Source organism: Mesorhizobium sp. WSM3859, assembly GCF_002295065.1.
Classification (GTDB): Bacteria; Pseudomonadota; Alphaproteobacteria; order Rhizobiales; family Rhizobiaceae; genus Mesorhizobium.
This window is the reverse complement of sequence record NZ_NSGG01000017.1, coordinates 102,179-119,904: the sequence shown is the minus strand read 5'-3', so window position 1 is coordinate 119,904 and position 17,726 is coordinate 102,179. Positions and strand designations below refer to the sequence as shown.

Below are 17,726 nucleotides of genomic sequence, written 5' to 3'. Positions count from 1 at the left end.
AAGCGATTCGTGTGTCATCCCCAGCGTAGAATCACAACCGATTCCGCACTGCAATGCCTATCTTAGCGCCTATGCCCTCAAGGGGGGGAGATTGGCAGCTTCGGCGCCGGCGCTCCCTTTGCAACGTTGGCGACTAGCGAAAGCCGGCGTGACATCTGATCTCCCCCCTTGAGGGGGAGATGTCCGTCAGGACAGAGGGGGTGCTGTCCCGCCAGCGTCTAAGTTCCATCTCCATCGACGCTTCCTACAATTTGAACTATCCTCCCGCCCGACCCCAAAAACACTTCGCTAGGGTTTTGCTTGTAAGGTTAGGGGTCGGTGTAGGATTTCCACAGCGCCAACCGTCCTTGAGCGGGAGCGCTGCATTAACTGTCAGTGCATGGCCGCGTAGGAGTTCATCATGGCGCCCAGGGCAAGTTGGAAAGGTTACCTCAAGCTCAGCCTCGTCAGCTGTCCGGTCCGGCTTTACCCGGCCACCAGCGCGAGCGAGCGCATCTCGTTCAATCAGCTGCACAAGAAGACGCACAACCGCATCAACATGAAGCCGGTCGATCCCGAGCTCGGCCTGGTCGAGCGCTCTGACCTGGTGCGCGGTTACGAATATGAGGACAAGCAGTACATCATCATCGACGACGCCGATCTCGACGCGGTCAGGATCGAATCCAATCACACGATGAACATCGAGGCCTTCGTCGACGAGGGCGAGGTCGACGTCATCTACCAGGACTCGCCCTATTATCTCGCGCCCGACGGCGCCATGGCGGAGGAAACCTTCGCGGTGCTGCGCGAAGCCATGCGCAAATCCGGCAAGCTGGCGATCGCGCGCCTGGTGCTTTCCAGCCGCGAGCGCGTGGTGACGATCGGCGCGCGCGAGAACGGCATGTTCGTCTGCACCTTGAGGAACCCCAACGAAGTGCGCGGCACGACTGAATATTTCGGCAATATCCCGGATGCCAAGCCCGATCCCGAAATGCTGCAGCTGGCCGAGGCTCTGATCAAGCAGAAGCAGACCCACTTCGATCCGAAGAACTACGAGGATCGCTACGAGGTGGCGTTGATGGCGATGATCCGCGAGAAGCTCAAAGGTCACAAGCCGATCATTGCGGCGGCGCCCGAGCGCGGCAACGTCATCAACCTCATGGATGCGCTGAAGGCGAGCCTGTCGCAGCAGGCCAAGCCCCCGGCCAAATCGAAGAGCAAGGCCGAGGAAGCGCCCGCAAAGCCCGCCAAGAAGGCGGCTGCCGGTGGGGCGCCTGAGAACCCGCTGAAGGCGAACCTGTTGAAGGCCGTCGGCAAGAGCAAGAAGTGACGGGAGGGCCGGTGATCGTTCCCGGCGCCGTCTTCGGCGTCGTCGGCGCGCTGGCCGCCTTTCCGCTGCGGCTCGCCGCGCGCGAGGTCGAGCGCCGCCATGCGGAGCTGAGGCGCGGCGTAACCCGCCGCACGACCCATGTCGTGTTCGGCCGCGCGCTTCTCGCCAAGGCGAAATCCGGCGATGCCGAGATCGAGCGCCGCGCCAAGGCCGAGCGCGAAGCCGGTCGCCAACTCATCAGCGAGAACGGTTTCCTGCGTCTTCTCGGGCTGATGAAGGCGCCCGACGCCTCGCCGCTCTCCAGGCAATCGCTGATCGACCAGTCGCGGCTCGCGGGTAACGACCTCGACATGCTCTCGCTGTTCGACGCTTTCGAGCATGACGGCGAGCCCTATTCCTTCCGCGACCTGATCCTGGCCAAAAAATATGCCGGACTGATCGCCAGCGGCGCCAGCTGGGGCGCGATCGCGCGCTCCGTGCACCGGTCCGGCCCAGTCGCCTCGCTCACGGCAAAATCGCTCAATCTCGGCTCGCAGCATGGCCGCCCGGACGCGATCTATCTCGACGATGGGACGAGCGAGCTCGACGGCCAGTTGCTGTTCGACCTCGGCAGCTCGGAAGACGACACGCTGGAAGAGCTCTTCGCGGAGGCTGAAAGCGCGGAAGAGGAGGAGCGCCACGACGATGCGGCAGCCCTCTACCAGCGCTGCCTGGCGATCGACCCGAAAGACGCGATCGCCGCCTTCAACCGCGCCAACTGCTTGCGCGGTGGAGGCCGGATCGCCGAAGCGGCGCACGACTATGCCCGCGCCATAAAACTCGATCCTGGCTTCGTCGAAGCCTGGTTCAACCTCGCTGGGCTGATGAGCGACGAGGGCAAGTTGGCGTCGGCAAGGCGCCATCTGCAAAAGGCGATCGCGCTCGACAAGGCCTATGCCGACCCGGTGTTCAATCTCGCCCGGCTGGAATTCGATGCGGGTAATTTGATGGAAGCGCGGCAGCTTTGGGTGCGGTATCTGGAACTGGACGCGGAGTCCGAATGGGCGCGGACTGCGCAAAAGGGAATACAGTTCGTGGATCTGCATATGGCGCGCACGGCGGGGTGAGGATGGTTGGCGAAGGCCTTCGCGACAGCCAATCTCCCCCCTTGTGGGGGAGATGTCCGGCAGGACAGAGAGGGGCGCTGTCCCGCCGGCCTCTCAGCTTTTCACTGGCGCGACCTCTAGGATTCTCGTTTTGTAAGGAGCGAGGTCCGTGTTCCTTCGCGCCCCCCTCTGGCCTGCCGGCCATCTCCCCCACAAGGGGGGAGATCAGCAGCTTCGCCGCCGCGCCGAGAACAGTCCTATGACGACCCACTTCCTCTTCGACGGCTTCGACACTGCTCCCGTCACCATCCTGCTCGCTCATGGCGCCGGTGCGTCGATGGACTCGCCCTCGATGACCGCCACCGCCAAGGCGCTCAGCACGGCCGGCTTCCAGGTCGCGCGCTTCGAGTTCCACTATATGGCCGCGCGCCGCTATGGCCACCGCAAGCCGCCGCCGCGCGCCGAGACGGTCAACCCCGAATACATCAAGGCGATCGCCGATCTGCGCGCCAGAGGCGTGACCGGCAAGCTGATCATCGGCGGCAAGTCGATGGGCGGCCGCGTCGCCTCGATGGTCGCCGACGAGATGTTTGAAAAAGGCGAGATCGTTGGTCTCGTCTGCCTCGGCTACCCGTTCCATCCGCCGGGCAAGCCGGAGCAGTTGCGGACGAAACATCTCCTCGACTTGAAGACCCCGACGCTGATCTTCCAAGGTACGCGCGACGAGTTCGGCACGAAGGACGAGGTCGCGACCTACGGCCTGTCCTCGGCGATAGAGGTGGTCTGGCTGGAGGACGGCGACCACGACCTCAAGCCACGCAAAGCCATCTCGGGTTTTTCGACTGGTGATCACCTGAAGACGGTGGCGGAGACGACAAAGGCCAAGCTGGCACAGCCGTAAGCAGCATGCTCTCGGGCGCCGGCGCTGCCCCTCATCTGGCTGCCGCCATCTTCTCCCCGTGAACGGGGAGAAGGGTGTTGTCGTCGCCGCCTTCGCCAATCACCGGCGTTGCAAATAGGAGGAGCCGGCGTCGCGGCCAGCCGCTTTCTCCCTGTTCACGGGGAGAAATGCCCGGCAGGGCAATGAGGGGCGGCGCCGCCGCTGGTTATTGGTCTCCGGCACGGCAACAGCGTCTCAGACCCTTGCGACCCAATCCACCTTACTGCTTCATGTCGGTGATGAAACTCGCCACCTTCAACATCAACAACATCACCAGCCGGCTGGAAAACCTGCTCGCCTGGCTGGCGCGCGCGAAACCCGATGTCGTCTGCCTGCAGGAGCTGAAATCCCGCGACACGCAGTTCCCGCTGACCCGGCTTGCGAAGGCCGGCTATGGCGCGGTGTGGAAGGGCGAGCCGGCCTGGAACGGCGTGGCGATCCTCGCGCGCGGCGCCGAGCCGGTGCTGACGCGCGACGCGCTGCCGGGCGACGATGCCGACCGCCAGGCCCGCTACATCGAGGCGGCGGTCGACGGCGTCGTCATCGCCTGCCTCTACGCGCCGAACGGCAATCCACAGCCCGGCCCGAAATTCGACTACAAGCTCGCCTGGCACGAACGCATCGCGGCACACGCGGCTGAGCTCCTCGACACCGGCCTGCCGGTGGCGCTCGCCGGCGACTTCAACATCGTGCCCGAGCCGCGCGACATCTACCAGACCCGCTCCTATGACGACAACGCGCTGGTGCAGCCCGAAAGCCGCGCCGCCTTCGCCGCGCTGATCGACCAGGGCTGGACCGACGCGCTGCGCAAGGTTTTTCCCAAGGAGGAGAGGCTCTACACTTTCTGGGACTATCGCCGGAACCGCTGGCAGCGCGATGCCGGATTGCGGCTCGACCACATCTTGCTGTCGAAGAAGCTGGCGCGGAAGCTGAAAGCGGCGGGCGTCGACCGCGAGGTGCGGGGAGGGGAAAACCCCAGCGACCATGCGCCGGTCTGGGTGGAGCTGGGGTAAAAAAGAAAATCCCCGCCGTGGCGGGGATCGTTGAAAGACCAGGCTTTGGGTCTTCCGATCACTGTGGAGTCGGCTGCGAACCAGCCACAATCGCCGAAAGCTTGCCCTTGCGGACGAAAACCGGCTTCTCGTAAGTCTTCTTCATATCGGGATGTCCCTTATCGACACATGCTCAAAGTGGCGATGATTTCACCGTCAACCTGGCACAGGCGAACCGGCCACAATCGCTGAAAGCTTACCCTTGCGGACCAATACCGGCTTTTCGTAAGTCTTCTTCATCGATTGCTCTCCTCGAAAATCACAGCGGATAATCTCATACGAACGATTTCTGTCAAGTAAGCGGCCCCGGCCGGCCGTTCTGTTTTCTGGGGACAGCGTTGTACTGAAGTAACCGCCGTTGCACCATCCGCAATTGGCCGGCGGCGGAGGAGATGGCAAGGTGCTGTTTGCCAGGGCGCTGTCCTGCCGGCGTCTCAATTCAGCCATCTGTCACACCCACCGCTGTTTCATTGGTGCAATGCGCAATGCCGCGTTCTTTCGCGCCCCCCTCTGGCCTGCCGGCCATCTCCCCCACAAGGGGGGAGATCAGCAGCTTCCGATCGCGGCGCCATTCCTCCTACGTGTCCATGAAGTCCAAGCCTCTTTCCAAGCCTCTTGCGGTGGAGACATCCGGCAGGGCAATGGTAGCGAGACGCCACGCAAGCCGAGCCCATCATGCCCACCCTCCACCTAGTCGAAGCCTCGATAGCCGACCTGCGCGGCGCGCTTGAAGACGGCACCGTCACCAGTGCCGACCTGGTCGCGGCCTATCTCAGGCGCATCGCTCACTTTGACCGTCACGGCATCGCGCTGAACGCGGTCCCCGTCCTCAATCCAAAGATGTTCGAGGAGGCCGAAGCGTCCGATCGGCGCCGCCGCGCGGGCAGGGCGCTCGGGCCGCTCGACGGCATCCCCTACACCGCCAAGGACAGTTACAAGGTGAAGGGCCTGACGGTGGCGGCCGGCTCGCCGGCCTTCGAGCATCTCGTCGCCACGGAGGACGCCTTCACCATCGCGCGGCTTCGCGCCGCCGGCGCGGTGCTGATCGGCCTCACCAACATGCCGCCGATGGCCAATGGCGGCATGCAGCGCGGCGTCTATGGCCGCGCCGAAAGTCCCTACAACCAGGATTTCCTCACCGCCGCCTTCGCCTCCGGTTCGTCCAACGGCTCTGGCACGGCGACCGCCGCATCCTTCGCCGCTTTCGGGCTCGGCGAGGAAACCTGGTCGTCCGGGCGCGCGCCGGCCTCCAACAATGCGCTCACCGCCTACACGCCCTCGCGCGGCGTGATCTCGGTGCGCGGCAACTGGCCCCTGGTGCCGACCATGGATGTGGTGGTGCCGCACACCCGCAGCGTCGCCGACATGCTGGAACTGCTCGACGTGATCATCGCCGATGACGCCGAGACGCGCGGCGATTTCTGGCGTGTGCAGCCCTGGGTGGATATCCCGAAAGCCTCGGCGCTGAGGCCGGCGAGCTACGCAGCGCTTCCCCTGAAAGGCGCGCTCAAGGGCAGGCGGCTCGGCGTGCCAAAAATGTATATCGGCAAGGATGAGAGCGCCGACCGGCCGATCGAGACGCGCGCCTCGGTGCTGGAGCTCTGGCGGCAGGCCGCGCGCGACCTGCAAGCGCTCGGTGCCGAAGTTGTCGAGGTCGATTTCCCGGTCGTCTCCAATTACGAGCGCGACTGTCACGGCGCCCGCTCCATGGTGGATCGCGGGCTGGTGCCGAGGGAATTCGCCGAGCGCGAGATCTGGGACTTGTCGATCTGGTCGTGGGACGATTTCCTGCGCGCCAATGCCGATCCGGCCATCCCCGATCTTGCTTCGGTCGATGGCGCAAAAATCTTCCCGCAGCCGCCGGGCACGTTGCGCGACCGTTACGGCGAGGCCGATTTCGATCTGGCGCAATATGTCGAGCGGGCGAAGCGGGGCGTGGCGCGACTGGAAGATATCCCGGTCATCGGGGAAGGCCTGGAAGGCCTGGAGGCAACGCGCCGCGTCGACTTCGAGGACTGGCTCGACGCCAACCGCCTCGATGCCGTGGTGCTGCCGGCGGTCGCCGATGTCGGGCCGGCCGATGCCGACGTGAACGAGGCTTCCGCTCGGCTCGCCTGGCGCAACGGCACCTGGGTCGCCAACGGTAATCTCGTCTGGCGCCATCTCGGCATCCCGACGGTGACCGTGCCGATGGGCACTATGGCCGATATCGGCATGCCGGTCGGCCTCACCTTCGCCGGCAAGGCCTATGACGACACGGCGCTGCTGATGATCGCCGGCGACTATGAGCGCGTCACCAAGCGCCGCACCGTCCCGCCGCGCACGCCTGCGCTTGCCGATGATGTGTTTGCGGCGGGCAGCGGTGCGACGAGTGGTGCAGGCGATGCGCCGTTTGCCCTGAAGCTGACCGCCGAAACGGTCCACGCCGGTGACACCGACGAGATCGCGATCGCGCTGGAGATCGAGGCGGGCAGGGCGGAGCCGACAGTAGCCGTGAAAGTCCACGTCAACGGCGAGCCGGTGATCATGCAGCCCGACGGCAACCGCTACACCGGCCGGATCGTGGTGCCGGCCGCGACGCATCAGGGTTTCCACAGCGTCTGGCGCGGGGCGTATGGCTCGATCGTCACGGCCGTTGTGAAGTCGCCGGATGGGATAGTCGGCGGAGCCTATGTTGTGACGGCCGGGATCGGGTAGCGCCTCTCCCTTCTCCCCTTGTGGGAGAAGGTGGATCGGCGCGCAGCGCCGAGACGGATGAGGGGTGTTCCAGCGGAGTGAGACGTTGGTGTTCCCTGGAACACCCCTCATCCGGCCGCTTCGCGGCCACCTTCTCCCCAAGGGGAGAAGGGAAAGATTGCGCTACTCCACCCAATCCACCACCAGCGCCGCCACCCCGAACAGCGCTCCGACCGCGCACACCGCGTTCCAGCCGCCCCAGGCCCAGGCGAGGCCGGCCAGCAGCGAGCCGATCGCGCCGCCGATGAAGAAGATGCCGACAAACAGCCCGTTGATGCGGCCGCGCGCCTTCGGCTGCAAGAGGTTGACGGCGCGGCGGCCGAGCGTCTGGTCGCCGATGACGCCGATGTCGAGCAGCACCGCGCTGGCGCCCATCAGGATGAGCGGCAGCCATGCGCCGCTGGCCCTGGCGGCGCCGGCGAAGGCGGCGAGCGCGAGCGCGGCGATGAGCACGATATGGCAGGCGACCGTCGCCGGCCGCGTCCAGCCGCGATCGCCGGCGCGGCCGAACAGCGGCGTCGCCGCCGCACCCCCGGCGCCGACCAGAGCGAACAGCGCGATGCCCTTCTGGCCGAGGTCGAAGGGCGGTGCTGCAAGCCTCAGCGCCACCGCCGTCCAGAACACGCTGAAGCCGGCCATAGCCAGGCTGGCGGTGAAGGCGCGCCGCCGCAGCACCGGCTCTTGGCGCAGAAGCGCGAGCAGCGAGGCGATGAGCCCCGCATAGCTCGCATGTGCCAACGGCCGGCGCTTCGGCATGGCGAAGCCAAGCAGGATGGCGAGCAGCGCCAGCGTCGCGGCGACGATGCCATAAAAGGCGTGCCAGCCGAAGGCGTCGGCGACGAGGCTGGCCAGCGGGCGCGACAACAGAATGCCGATCATCAGCCCGCTCATGACGTCGCCGATGACGCGGCCGTCCTCCCCTGGCGGCGCCATCGAGGCCGCGACCGGCACCAGCACCTGGATGCAGGAGGACGCCGCGCCGAGTGCGAACAGCACCAGCAGCAGCGAAGCCGCGGATGGCGCGACGGAGGCGACCGCCGCAGCGAGCACGGCAGTGCCCAGCATGCGCAACACCAGCACGCGATTCTCGACGAGGTCGGCGAGCGGCACCAGGAAGAATAGCCCGGCGGCATAGCCAAGCAGGGCGGCCATGGAGACGAGGCCGCCTTCCGATGCCGCTGCCCCCAGCGACGGTCCGATCAGCCCGACCAGCGTCTGCGGCGCGAAGATGTTGGTGCTGATGATGCCGACCGAGCCGGCGAACAGCAGCGTCTGCGCCCTGGTGATGGTTTGAGCGCCGGTGGACGGCGCGGCGAACGCCGTGGTGGCTTGCGTGCAGTCTGATCCGTCCATTGCGAGTCCTCATTGTGGGCATATCATGAGGGGACTTTATTCCATGGTAGCATAATGCTACAATTCAAATGATCTAATAATGATTATGCGAGATACGCATGAACATTCACGACCTCGAAGCCTTCGTCGCCGTCGTCGAAACCGGCTCAATCGTCGGTGCTTCGGCCAGGCTCAACCTCACTCAGCCTGGCGTGACGCGTCGGGTTCAAAATCTCGAGGAGCAGCTGGCGACGCCATTGCTCGATCGCCAGTCGAAGCCGCTCAAACCCACCGCATCCGGCCGCGAGGCCTATGAGCATGGCCGCCGCGTGCTGCGCTCGTTGGAGGATCTGAAGGCGGGCGTCTCGCCGGTGGGCGAGGTGAGGGGCGAGTTCCGCCTCGGCGTCATGCCCTATCTCTCGACCAGCGCGCTGTCCGAGCCGCTCGACAGTCTTCGCGCGGCCTTCCCGCAGCTGACGCTGAAGATCACCTCAAGCCCCTCGCCGCGCCTGGTGGAGCAGGTGCTGCACAGCGAGATCGACGCGGTGGCTGTCTGCCTCGCCGAGGGCGTCGCGCCGCCGCCCGAACTCGTCGGCGACGATCTCGGCGTCCAGGCGGTGCTGCTGGTGGCCTCGCCAGGCCTCGGCGTGCCGAAGCCGGCCGAGCTCAACGATCTTGCGCGCTACCCCTGGGTGCTCAACGAGACCGGCTGCGGCTTCCGCGCCTTCATCCGCCACCGTTTCGAGGCAGCGCGGCTGCCCTTCCATGTCGGCGTCGAGGCGCAGGGCGCCGATCTCAGGATGTCGCTGGTGGCGCGTGGCCACGGCATCGGCGTCGTCACGCCCGGCGCGCTGTCGGGCAGCCAGTGGCGCGACGCGGTCGAGGTGGTCGACTGCCCCGGCTTCAAACCGCAGGTGCGCTGCTGGCTCCTGCACCGCCCCCCGGCCGGCAGGCTGGCGCGTCCGATCGCGGTGTTCCGCGACGCGCTGGCCGAGGCGCTGAAGGGCCCAATGCCGCTGATGTCGTAGGGCTCCTCCTTCTCCCCTTGTGGGAGAAGGTGGCCGCGAAGCGGCCGGATGAGGGGTGTTGGAAGGATCGCTAAGCCGGAGATTTAAGCGCTGGAAGCACGTGTTCTTCCAAGCCCCATTCCTTCGCGCACCCCTCATCCGTCTCGGCGCTATCGCGCCGATCCACCTTCTCCCACAAGGGGAGAAGGGGAAGTCGCGCTGCCTTGACCCAGCCCCCACCCACGTTATCTTCGCCGCCATGCCAGACACAGCCCCCTCCGCCGCCGCGCCGCTCATCGTCATCGACCTGCAGACCGGCATGTTCGACGGTCGTTTCGACCCGCCGATCCATGACGCCGATGCCATCGCCGAGCGCTCGCGCGCGCTGATCGACTGGGCGCGGCGTTCCGGCCGCAAGGTGGCGTTCATCCGCCATGACGGACCGGAAGGCGATCCGCTGGCGCCGGGCGCGTCCGGCTGGCCGGTCTGGCCGCTGCTCGGCCAGGCGGCCGACGAGCCGACCTTCGGCAAGAGCGTCGGCAACGCCTTCTCCAACCCCGAGCTCGCCGAATGGGTGGCGAGGCAGGGTGCGAAGGACGTCGTGCTCATCGGCGCCCAGACCGATTTCTGCGTCGCCGCAACCGTCAAGGGCGCCCTGGCCGAGGGCTTGGGCGTCACTGTGGTCTCCAACGCGCATTCGACGCTGGATTCGATCGAGGAGAAAGCGCCCGACATCATCGCCCGCCACAACGAAGCCTTTGCCGGGCAAGGCGCGCGGATGACGACTACGGCGGAGTTGACGGAAGGCTGAGCGCGCCTTCTCCTTCTCCCCTTGTGGGAGAAGGTGGCCGCGGAGCGGCCGGATGAGGGGTGCTCCAGGGAAAGCTAGCGTCTCACCCGCTGGAACACCCCTCATCCGTCTCGGCGCTAACGCGCCGATCCACCTTCTCCCACAAGGGGAGAAGGAAGAACCCCAAGGAGCGCATCTTGCCCACCCTCGCTCTCCCCGCCGAAGGAGGCTGCCGCTGCGGCCGCGTGCGCCTGAAAATATCGGCAAAACCGCTGCTCACCATGGCCTGCCACTGCACCGGCTGCCAGCTTATGTCATCCAGCGCCTATTCGCTGAGCGCGGCGATCCCGTCGGCAGGTTTCGAGGGACGAAGGGCGAGCCAGTGATCGGCGGCCTGCATGCGCCTCGAAGCACTATTTCTGCGGCTACTGCATGACCTGGATGTTCACCCGGCCCCAAGGGATCGACTGGTTCGTCAACCTGCGCCCGACCATGCTCGACGACCATGCCTGGTTCGCGCCCTTCATCGAGACCTGAACGGCCGAGAAACTGCCCTGGGCAGCGACACCGGCTGTGCACAGCTACGAAGCGCTGCCTGCCTTTGAGGAATATGGGGGGCTGGTCGCCGAATACGCCGGAGCGCAGAAGTAAGAAGGCGACCCTGGGGAAGGCCGCCGTTGGCATTTCCTTTCATGGTCGACGCGGCCGTTGGGGGCGCATTGTTGGGGATGTGCTTGGGCGTCCGCGTCGACCACGGCGGCCTCATACCGCAGACTTCATCATGGCACATTTGCCGCCCGATGAAACTTCCGCGAAAACGGTATATAACGGGCTATTTCTTTCTCCAGTGGGAGGCGGCCGGGAAGCCCGGACAGGTGAGGGGTGTTCCAGCTTGGCGGTACCCGCTTGCTCAACCGTGGCCGTGCGGCCCTCACCGGCGCCTCATTCCTAGCAACACCCTCACGGTCTCGGCGCTTGCGCGCCGATCCACCTTCTTCCAGGTACGAGGCGAAGGCGAAACACTTTATCCCTCGATCCGCATTGACCTCGTCCGCCCGACCGGCGACGACTGACGCTTGCCTTTTCAATGGATTACATCTTGAACCAGACTCGTTTTCTCAATGCCAGGCTTGCCGACGGCACTGTTGCCGACCTCGCCGTCGTCGATGGGCGCTTCAGCGCCATCACCCCGGCCGCCAATGCCACATCGCCGCCGCCAGGCGCCGTCGACCTCGCCGGACAGCTCGCGCTGCCGGCCTTCGTCGAGGGCCATATCCATCTCGACACCTCCTTCTATGGCGATACCTGGCGGCCGCACATTCCCTGCACCAACGGTTTTGATGTGCGCGAGCGGGTTGCTTTCCAGATGCGTAACCTCGAGCAGGCGGCGCCCATGGCGGAGCGCGCGAAAAACCAGCTCGAGCTTTGCGTCGGCCATGGCAGCCTCGCCATGCGCAGCCATGTCATGGTCGATGCCGCGGTCGGGCTGAAGCATGTCGAGACGATCCTCGGCGTGCGGGAAAAATACCGCGACTTGATCGACATCCAGCTCGTCGCCTTCCCGCAGAGCGGCATCCTGTCCTCGCCTGGCACGGCGGAGCTGCTCGACGAGGCGCTGAAGCTCGGCTGCGACCTGATCGGCGGGCTCGACCCCGCGAACTTCGACCGCGATGTGAAGGCCCATCTCGATGTGGTCTTCGGCCTTGCCGAAAAGCGCGGTGCTGGTATCGACATTCACCTGCATGACCGCGGCACGCTCGGCCTCTTCGAGATCGAGGAGATCGTCGCCCGCACCTCGGCATCGGGCATGCAAGGAGAAGTCGCCGTCAGCCACGCCTATGCGCTGGGCGACATCACCGCCGAAGCGCTGGCCAGGGCCTCCGAGAGGATCGCCGCGGCCGGCGTCGCCATCATGACCAACGCGCCTGGCGACCATGCTTTCCCGCCGGTGGCGGCGCTGCGCAAGGCGGGCGTCACCGTCTTCGCCGGGTCCGACAACATCCGCGATTCCTGGTGGCCCTATGGCGATGGCGACATGCTGAACCGCGCCAACATGATCGGCTACCGCTCCGGCTTCTACGAGGATTGGGAGCTGGAAGCCGCCCATGACGTGGTGAGCCATGCCGGCGCCAGGGCGCTGGGGCTGGAGGGCTACGGCATCACGGTTGGCGCCAAAGCCGACTTTGTCGCTCTTCGGGCCGAGCATATCCCGGAAGCGGTGGTGGCAGTGCCGAAGGACCGTACGGTCTACCGGGCGGGCAGGGAAGTGGCCCGGTATGGCAAGGCGGCCGCGTAGCGCAACCAGGCGCGCGCTTGTCCCTCAAGCCGCATGCTCGACCCACAAATCAATTTGCACACAAATGTTTCAAGCCACTCCGGCTTCGTGAAGCATTTCACCGTTCGCGCGCAATCCACCGGTTACAGACGCATCGCAAAACCGGCGCCGGGTGAAGAGGCGGCACCGGGTTTGCGCCGCCGATTTATGGGAGCTTTCCATGTTCAAGAATCTTAACCGGATCCGCGCCGCCTTCGCCGAAGCAACCAAGCGCCGCCGCACGACGCGCGAGCTGAACGAGCTGCCGACCGAGATCAAGAGGGATATCGGCTGGCCGGAACAGTCGAACCAACTCGACGAAATCCGGTTGCCATTTTAAAGCATGTCTCCCGAAAGTGGGAACCGGTTTCGGGATAAAGACATGCGTAAGATCAAAAACCTAAAGCGCATGGAGCGAATCTGAAAGATCGCGACGCGCTTTAGGGCATTTGAGGGCCGGCGGCATGGAACACGTGAACGCCCATGCCGCCGGCCAAGCCGTCAGCCGGCCGGCTTGTAGGCGCCAGCGGCCTTGTTGGCGGCCGCGATCACCGCTTTCATATCGAGCTCTTCCAGAACGACGAGATCGCTCACCGAGCCGCTTGCACGCACGGCCAGCGTCATTCCCATCCCGGCGATCTGGTCCGGCACCTCGCCATTGACGATGACGTCATAGAGGCCGCGCGTGAACATCAGGCTGTTCATCTTGCCGCCCACGCTTTCAAACAGCGCCGCGATCGCAACTTCGCGGTTCGATCCTTGCATCAGCCCTTTGGCGGCGTGGGGTTCATAAGTCGCCAATATGGTAACCTTCATGGGACTCTCCTCCAAATATCACTGTCTCGGCCACCCAATGACGAGGACGGCACGGACGTGCCTGTTTTCTCCTGGCATTTTGACTTGTCTGTCTGTGGACCGCTCGGGCAGTCCTGGCCGACGGGCGGTTCAACCGGAGCGAGGCTTCGGCTTGCGCTAATATGCGCTTTTTCTAATATGACGACAATCGCCATCTGCCGGGAGCCGATGCCGGACTTCCATTAGGGTTCGCTGAAATTTCTGGGCCAAATGTCGCCTCGACGATGCGCCATGACCGTTTTGTGTATTCACGCGAAAGGCGCGGCCTGATAATAGGTCAACCAAGCTGACCTAAATAAGCACTTCGGGAGGTGCGCCTTGACCCTGATGAACCTTCTGGCCTCGCGCTCGTCGCGGATGAAAGCATCGGAAATCCGCGAGCTGCTGAAGCTGCTCGACCAGCCCGACATCATCTCCTTCGCCGGTGGCATCCCGGACCCGTCGCTGTTTCCCGCGCAGGCCATTGGCGACGCCTACCAGGCAGTGCTGGGAGGCAAGGAGGCGGGGGTCGCGCTGCAATACCAGGTCAGCGAGGGCTTCCTGCCGCTGCGCAAATGGCTGGCGGCCCAAATGGGCAAGCTCGGCGTTCAATGCGACGAGGGCAATATCTTCATCACCTCCGGCTCGCAGCAGGCACTCGACTATCTCGGCAAGCTGTTCCTGTCGCCGGGCGACACGGCCCTGGTCACCTGGCCGACCTATCTCGGCGCGCTGCAGGCCTTCAACGCCTACGAGCCGCGCTACGACCGGCTGAACACCGCCGGCGGCAACATGACGCCCGAGGCTTATCGCGCCGCCGCCGCCGCTAACGGCGGCAAGGTGAAGTTCGCCTATCTGGTGCCGGATTTCGCCAACCCGACGGGCAACACGCTGGACGCCAGGCAGCGCGAGGCGGTGCTCGACCTCGCGGGCGAGCTCGACATCGCCGTCATCGAGGACGCCGCCTATCGCGCGCTGCGCTATGACGGCGAGGGCGTGCCGCCGATCCTGGCGCTCGACTGCGCGCGCTCCGGTGGCATCGACAAGGCCCGCACGCTTTATTGCGGTTCGTTCTCGAAGATCCTCTCGCCCGGCATGCGCGTCGGCTGGGTCTGCGCGCCGCGCCATGTCGTGGAGAAGCTGGTGCTGATGAAGCAGGCCTCCGACCTGCACAGCCCCTCGATCAACCAGATGGTCATGCATCGCGTCGCCGACACCATCTTCGACGCCCAGGTGGAAAAGCTGATCGGCGCCTACCGCAAGCGCCGCGACGCGCTGCTCGGCGCGCTCGAGGCCAACATGCCCGACGGCATTTCCTGGAGCCGCCCGGAAGGCGGCATGTTCGTCTGGCTGACGCTGCCGGAAGGCGCCGACGCCACCGAGCTTCTGGCGCGTTCGGTCAAGGAGGCTCGCGTCGCCTTCGTGCCCGGCAACGCCTTCTATGCCGACGGCACCGGCCGCAACACGCTGCGCATGTCGTTCACCCTTGCCGACGACCGCGCGGTGGGGGAAGGCGTGCCGCGGCTGGCAAGGCTGCTGCGGGGATAAGCCTTCCATCACCGCCGCCTCGCGCAGGCGTGATTGGTAGTGCGCAGGCGTGATTGTCCGCGCGGCCCATTCCTCGGCTAGGGTCGCGGCCGATCCAACACCCCCTGGATCGACCCGACCTTGGGGTCCCACCTCCATGGTCCAAACGAAAGAGCCCCGACGGCCTCCACCGGCGGGGCTTTTTTGTTGGCTCCGCGCCGGGACACCGACGCGGAGATGGAGCGCCACCTACTTGTTGCAGTTCTGCATATCGGAGGTGATTGCGCCGCTGGGAGTGTTGTTGTCGGTGTCGTTGCCGAGGACGTCTTTGCAGCGGTCCTCCATACCGTTTGTCGGCGCCTGGATCGTGGAGCCTGTGGTGGTTGAGTCCGTTGTGCCCGACGTGGTGCCGGTCACTGTTCCACCACCCGAGGCGCTCCCGGTTGTTCCGCCCGAACCTGCGGCGCTTCCTGTCGCGCCGCTCGACGCACTGCCGGTCCCGCCGCCCGTGGCGCTGCCCGTCGCACCACCGGCGGCACTGCCTGTTGCCCCGCCCGCGGCACTGCCTGTCGCGCCACCCGAGGCGCTACCTGTCGCGTTGCCGGTGATGCCGCCTGTCACGCCACCCGAAACGCTGCCTGTTGCGCCGCCCGATACACCGCCAGTGCCGGCGGAGGCACCGCCGGATACGCTACCCCGGCGGTCGCGCCGCCGCCGACCGATTGCGCCATCGCGCCCGATGCGGCGAGCGCGATGGTAAGCAGGGACGCTGCGAGGATTTTCTTCATCATCGGGAATTCTCCTTGGTTCAATCGTTGGTTAATTTTCCAACGGAGGCTCGCAGGGGATGTTCCGGCTGAAAGAATTCGTGAAGGGGCATAGCCCTCCTTTTCGAGGGCTGTCGGGTAGCTTGCCGCGGAGGGCCTGATGGCGGCGCCCCTGGGGGCGCAACGCGGCGGAGTGCGCAGGTCGTCACACAAAGTTGCGCGAATACCACCCGACGTTAGCTATAGTATCGCTCACCTCGGCCAGATGGGGAGAAGTGTCATGATCTTGCGCCTCGGTTTCATCATGCTTGCCCTCGTCGCCTTCGCCGTGCAGGCGGAGGCATTTGAAATCTCCAGCCCGTCGGTCTCCGACGGCAAATGGAATGCGAAATACCTCGGCGACAAGGCCGGCTGCGGCGGCAAGAGCGTATCGATCGCGCTAGCCTGGAAGGATCCGCCGGCCGGCACCAAAAGCTACGCGCTGACCATGTTCGACCCCGATGCCAATGGCGGCAAGGGTTTCTGGCACTGGCTGGCCTGGAACATCCCGGCCAGCGCCAAGGGCCTGGGTGAAGGCGCCGGCACCGAGGGCGGCAAGCGCATGCCCAAGGGCTCGGTGATGGGCAAGGGCGGCGTCGGCCGCGCCGGCTATTTCGGTCCATGCCCGCCGCCCGGCAGCGGCCAGCATCACTATGTCTTCACGCTCTATGCGTTGGGCGAAAAGACGCTGCGCGCGCCGGAAAATCCGTCACCGGAGATGGTGTCGGTCGCGGCGAAGAGCCAGGCGCTGGGCGAGGCGACGGTTACGTATACTTATGGAAGGTAGTGGGGCGCTGGCGACAGCCAATCTCCCCCCCCTGTGGGGGAGATGCCCGGCAGGGCAGAGGGGGGCGCTGTCCCGCCAGCCTTCCCAGCTAAGTAAGCTAAATCATTTTGCCCAACAGTGCTTGACCGACGCAAACACCGGAGGCCGCGATCCTTCGCGCCCCCCTCTGGCCTGCCGGCCATCTCCCCCACGAGGGGGGAGATCAGCAGCTTCAACGCCTCACTCCGCCGCTTCGAGCTTATCCTGCGTCTTCGTCTCGAAGTCGCTGGCGTCATGGCGCTCGCGCAGCTGGAAGGCCGGGTCCCCGGACATGCGGTTGACCATGCGGCCGCGCGTCACCGCCGGCCGCGCGTCGATCGCGTCGGCCCAGCGCTGCACGTTCTTGTATTCATGCACCGACAGGAACTGGTGGGCGTCATTGTAGCTGCGGCCCTTGGCGAGCCCGCCATACCAAGGCCACACGGCCATGTCGGCGATCGTGTAGTCGGGGCCGGCGAGATATTCGCTCTCCGCCAGACGGCGGTCGAGCACGTCCATCTGCCGCTTGGTCTCCATGGCGAAACGGTCGATGGCGTATTCGATCTTCTCCGGCGCATAGGCGTAGAAATGGCCGAAGCCGCCGCCGAGATAGGGTGCCGAACCCATCTGCCAGAACAGCCAGGAGAAGGTCTCCGCGCGCGCCGCGCGCTCGGTCGGCAGGAATTCGCCGAATTTTTCGGCGAGATAGGTGAGGATCGAGCCGGACTCGAACACCCGCACCGGCCTCGGCTCGCTTTGGTCCATCAGCGCCGGGATCTTCGAGTTCGGGTTGACCTTGACGAAACCCGAGCCGAACTGGTCTCCATTGCCGATCTTGATCAGCCAGGCATCGTATTCCGCGCCCTTGTGGCCGAGCGCCAGCAGCTCTTCCAGCATGATCGTCACTTTCTGGCCATTGGGCGTGGCCAGCGAATAGAGCTGCAGCGGGTGCTTGCCGACCGGCAGCTCCTTCTCATGCGTCGGGCCGGCGATCGGCCGGTTGATCGAGGCGAACTCGCCGCCATTCGGCTTGTTCCAGGTCCAGACTTTCGGCGGGATATATTGGTTCATGTGCAAGGGCCTTGCGGGTTCGGGAGGGGCAGCGCGTCCACTGATGGCGATAAATTTAGGTGCGGGTTTGCCGGCGTCAAAGAAAAAAGTTCAATCTTCGTTGAACTAGCGCTTGTGC

Annotated in this window: 16 protein-coding genes and 1 pseudogene; 12 read left to right on the top strand and 5 right to left on the bottom strand. The window is 65.3% G+C overall.

Features of this window, described 5'->3' with window-relative positions; genetic code table 11:
- The first annotated feature begins 400 nt into the window (after positions 1-400).
- From CK230_RS28150 to CK230_RS28130, 5 genes are all read left to right on the top strand, one after another.
- Positions 401-1,309, top strand: coding sequence for a Ku protein (locus CK230_RS28150; protein ID WP_095820061.1), 909 nt, complete (start codon positions 401-403; stop codon positions 1,307-1,309).
- 11 nt (positions 1,310-1,320) lie between these two features.
- The gene (locus tag CK230_RS28145; protein ID WP_095820077.1) at positions 1,321-2,415 is read left to right on the top strand and encodes a tetratricopeptide repeat protein; all 1,095 of its coding nucleotides are present in this window, start codon (positions 1,321-1,323) and stop codon (positions 2,413-2,415) included.
- Positions 2,416-2,653: 238 nt separating this feature from the next.
- Complete coding sequence (locus CK230_RS28140) at positions 2,654-3,295, top strand: alpha/beta family hydrolase (RefSeq protein ID WP_095820060.1); 642 nt, start codon at positions 2,654-2,656, stop codon at positions 3,293-3,295.
- 278 nt (positions 3,296-3,573) lie between these two features.
- Complete coding sequence (gene xth / locus CK230_RS28135) at positions 3,574-4,347, top strand: exodeoxyribonuclease III (RefSeq protein WP_095820076.1); 774 nt, start codon at positions 3,574-3,576, stop codon at positions 4,345-4,347.
- A 714-nt stretch (positions 4,348-5,061) separates the two neighbouring features.
- The gene (locus CK230_RS28130) at positions 5,062-7,083 is read left to right on the top strand and encodes an amidase (RefSeq protein WP_095820059.1); all 2,022 of its coding nucleotides are present in this window, start codon (positions 5,062-5,064) and stop codon (positions 7,081-7,083) included.
- A 162-nt stretch (positions 7,084-7,245) separates the two neighbouring features.
- Here the strand turns inward: CK230_RS28130 and CK230_RS28125 are convergent, their stop codons facing one another.
- Positions 7,246-8,475 (bottom strand): MFS transporter, encoded by a 1,230-nt coding sequence (locus CK230_RS28125; RefSeq protein WP_095820058.1) that lies wholly within the window; start codon positions 8,473-8,475, stop codon positions 7,246-7,248.
- A gap of 98 nt (positions 8,476-8,573) precedes the next feature.
- On the opposite strand from CK230_RS28125, the gene CK230_RS28120 reads away from it, so the two are divergent.
- From CK230_RS28120 to CK230_RS33330, 5 genes and pseudogenes are all read left to right on the top strand, one after another.
- Positions 8,574-9,482, top strand: a complete 909-nt coding sequence (locus CK230_RS28120) for a LysR family transcriptional regulator (RefSeq protein ID WP_095820057.1) — start codon at positions 8,574-8,576, stop codon at positions 9,480-9,482.
- A gap of 238 nt (positions 9,483-9,720) precedes the next feature.
- Positions 9,721-10,272, top strand: a complete 552-nt coding sequence (locus CK230_RS28115) for an isochorismatase family protein (protein ID WP_095820056.1) — start codon at positions 9,721-9,723, stop codon at positions 10,270-10,272.
- A 176-nt stretch (positions 10,273-10,448) separates the two neighbouring features.
- Positions 10,449-10,902 (top strand): annotated as a pseudogene (locus tag CK230_RS28110) (GFA family protein).
- Between the two features lie 436 nt (positions 10,903-11,338).
- Positions 11,339-12,547 carry an amidohydrolase family protein gene (locus CK230_RS28100; RefSeq protein WP_095820054.1) on the top strand — a complete coding sequence of 403 codons (1,209 nt, stop codon included), beginning with the start codon at positions 11,339-11,341 and terminating at the stop codon, positions 12,545-12,547.
- Positions 12,548-12,746: 199 nt separating this feature from the next.
- A complete protein-coding gene (locus CK230_RS33330; protein WP_095820053.1) occupies positions 12,747-12,905 on the top strand; it encodes a hypothetical protein in 159 nt (52 codons plus the stop codon).
- A 161-nt stretch (positions 12,906-13,066) separates the two neighbouring features.
- Here the strand turns inward: CK230_RS33330 and CK230_RS28090 are convergent, their stop codons facing one another.
- A complete protein-coding gene (locus CK230_RS28090; RefSeq protein WP_040980665.1) occupies positions 13,067-13,381 on the bottom strand; it encodes a GYD domain-containing protein in 315 nt (104 codons plus the stop codon).
- Positions 13,382-13,747: 366 nt separating this feature from the next.
- On the opposite strand from CK230_RS28090, the gene CK230_RS28085 reads away from it, so the two are divergent.
- On the top strand, positions 13,748-14,947 hold the full coding sequence (locus tag CK230_RS28085; RefSeq protein WP_176480257.1) for a PLP-dependent aminotransferase family protein: 1,200 nt from the start codon (positions 13,748-13,750) through the stop codon (positions 14,945-14,947).
- 228 nt (positions 14,948-15,175) lie between these two features.
- On the opposite strand, the gene CK230_RS33830 is transcribed toward CK230_RS28085, so the two are convergent.
- Together CK230_RS33830 and CK230_RS33320 are read right to left on the bottom strand one after the other, a co-directional pair.
- Positions 15,176-15,343 (bottom strand): hypothetical protein, encoded by a 168-nt coding sequence (locus CK230_RS33830; protein WP_245430079.1) that lies wholly within the window; start codon positions 15,341-15,343, stop codon positions 15,176-15,178.
- 200 nt (positions 15,344-15,543) lie between these two features.
- Positions 15,544-15,717, bottom strand: coding sequence for a hypothetical protein (locus CK230_RS33320; protein WP_176480252.1), 174 nt, complete (start codon positions 15,715-15,717; stop codon positions 15,544-15,546).
- 256 nt (positions 15,718-15,973) lie between these two features.
- On the opposite strand from CK230_RS33320, the gene CK230_RS28080 reads away from it, so the two are divergent.
- Entirely contained in the window at positions 15,974-16,519 is a 546-nt protein-coding gene (locus CK230_RS28080) for a YbhB/YbcL family Raf kinase inhibitor-like protein (protein WP_176480251.1), read from the top strand.
- Between the two features lie 219 nt (positions 16,520-16,738).
- Here CK230_RS28080 and yghU read toward each other — a convergent pair whose 3' ends face one another.
- Positions 16,739-17,608, bottom strand: a complete 870-nt coding sequence (gene yghU, locus CK230_RS28075) for a glutathione-dependent disulfide-bond oxidoreductase (protein WP_095820050.1) — start codon at positions 17,606-17,608, stop codon at positions 16,739-16,741.
- Between the last annotated feature and the right edge of the window lie 118 nt (positions 17,609-17,726).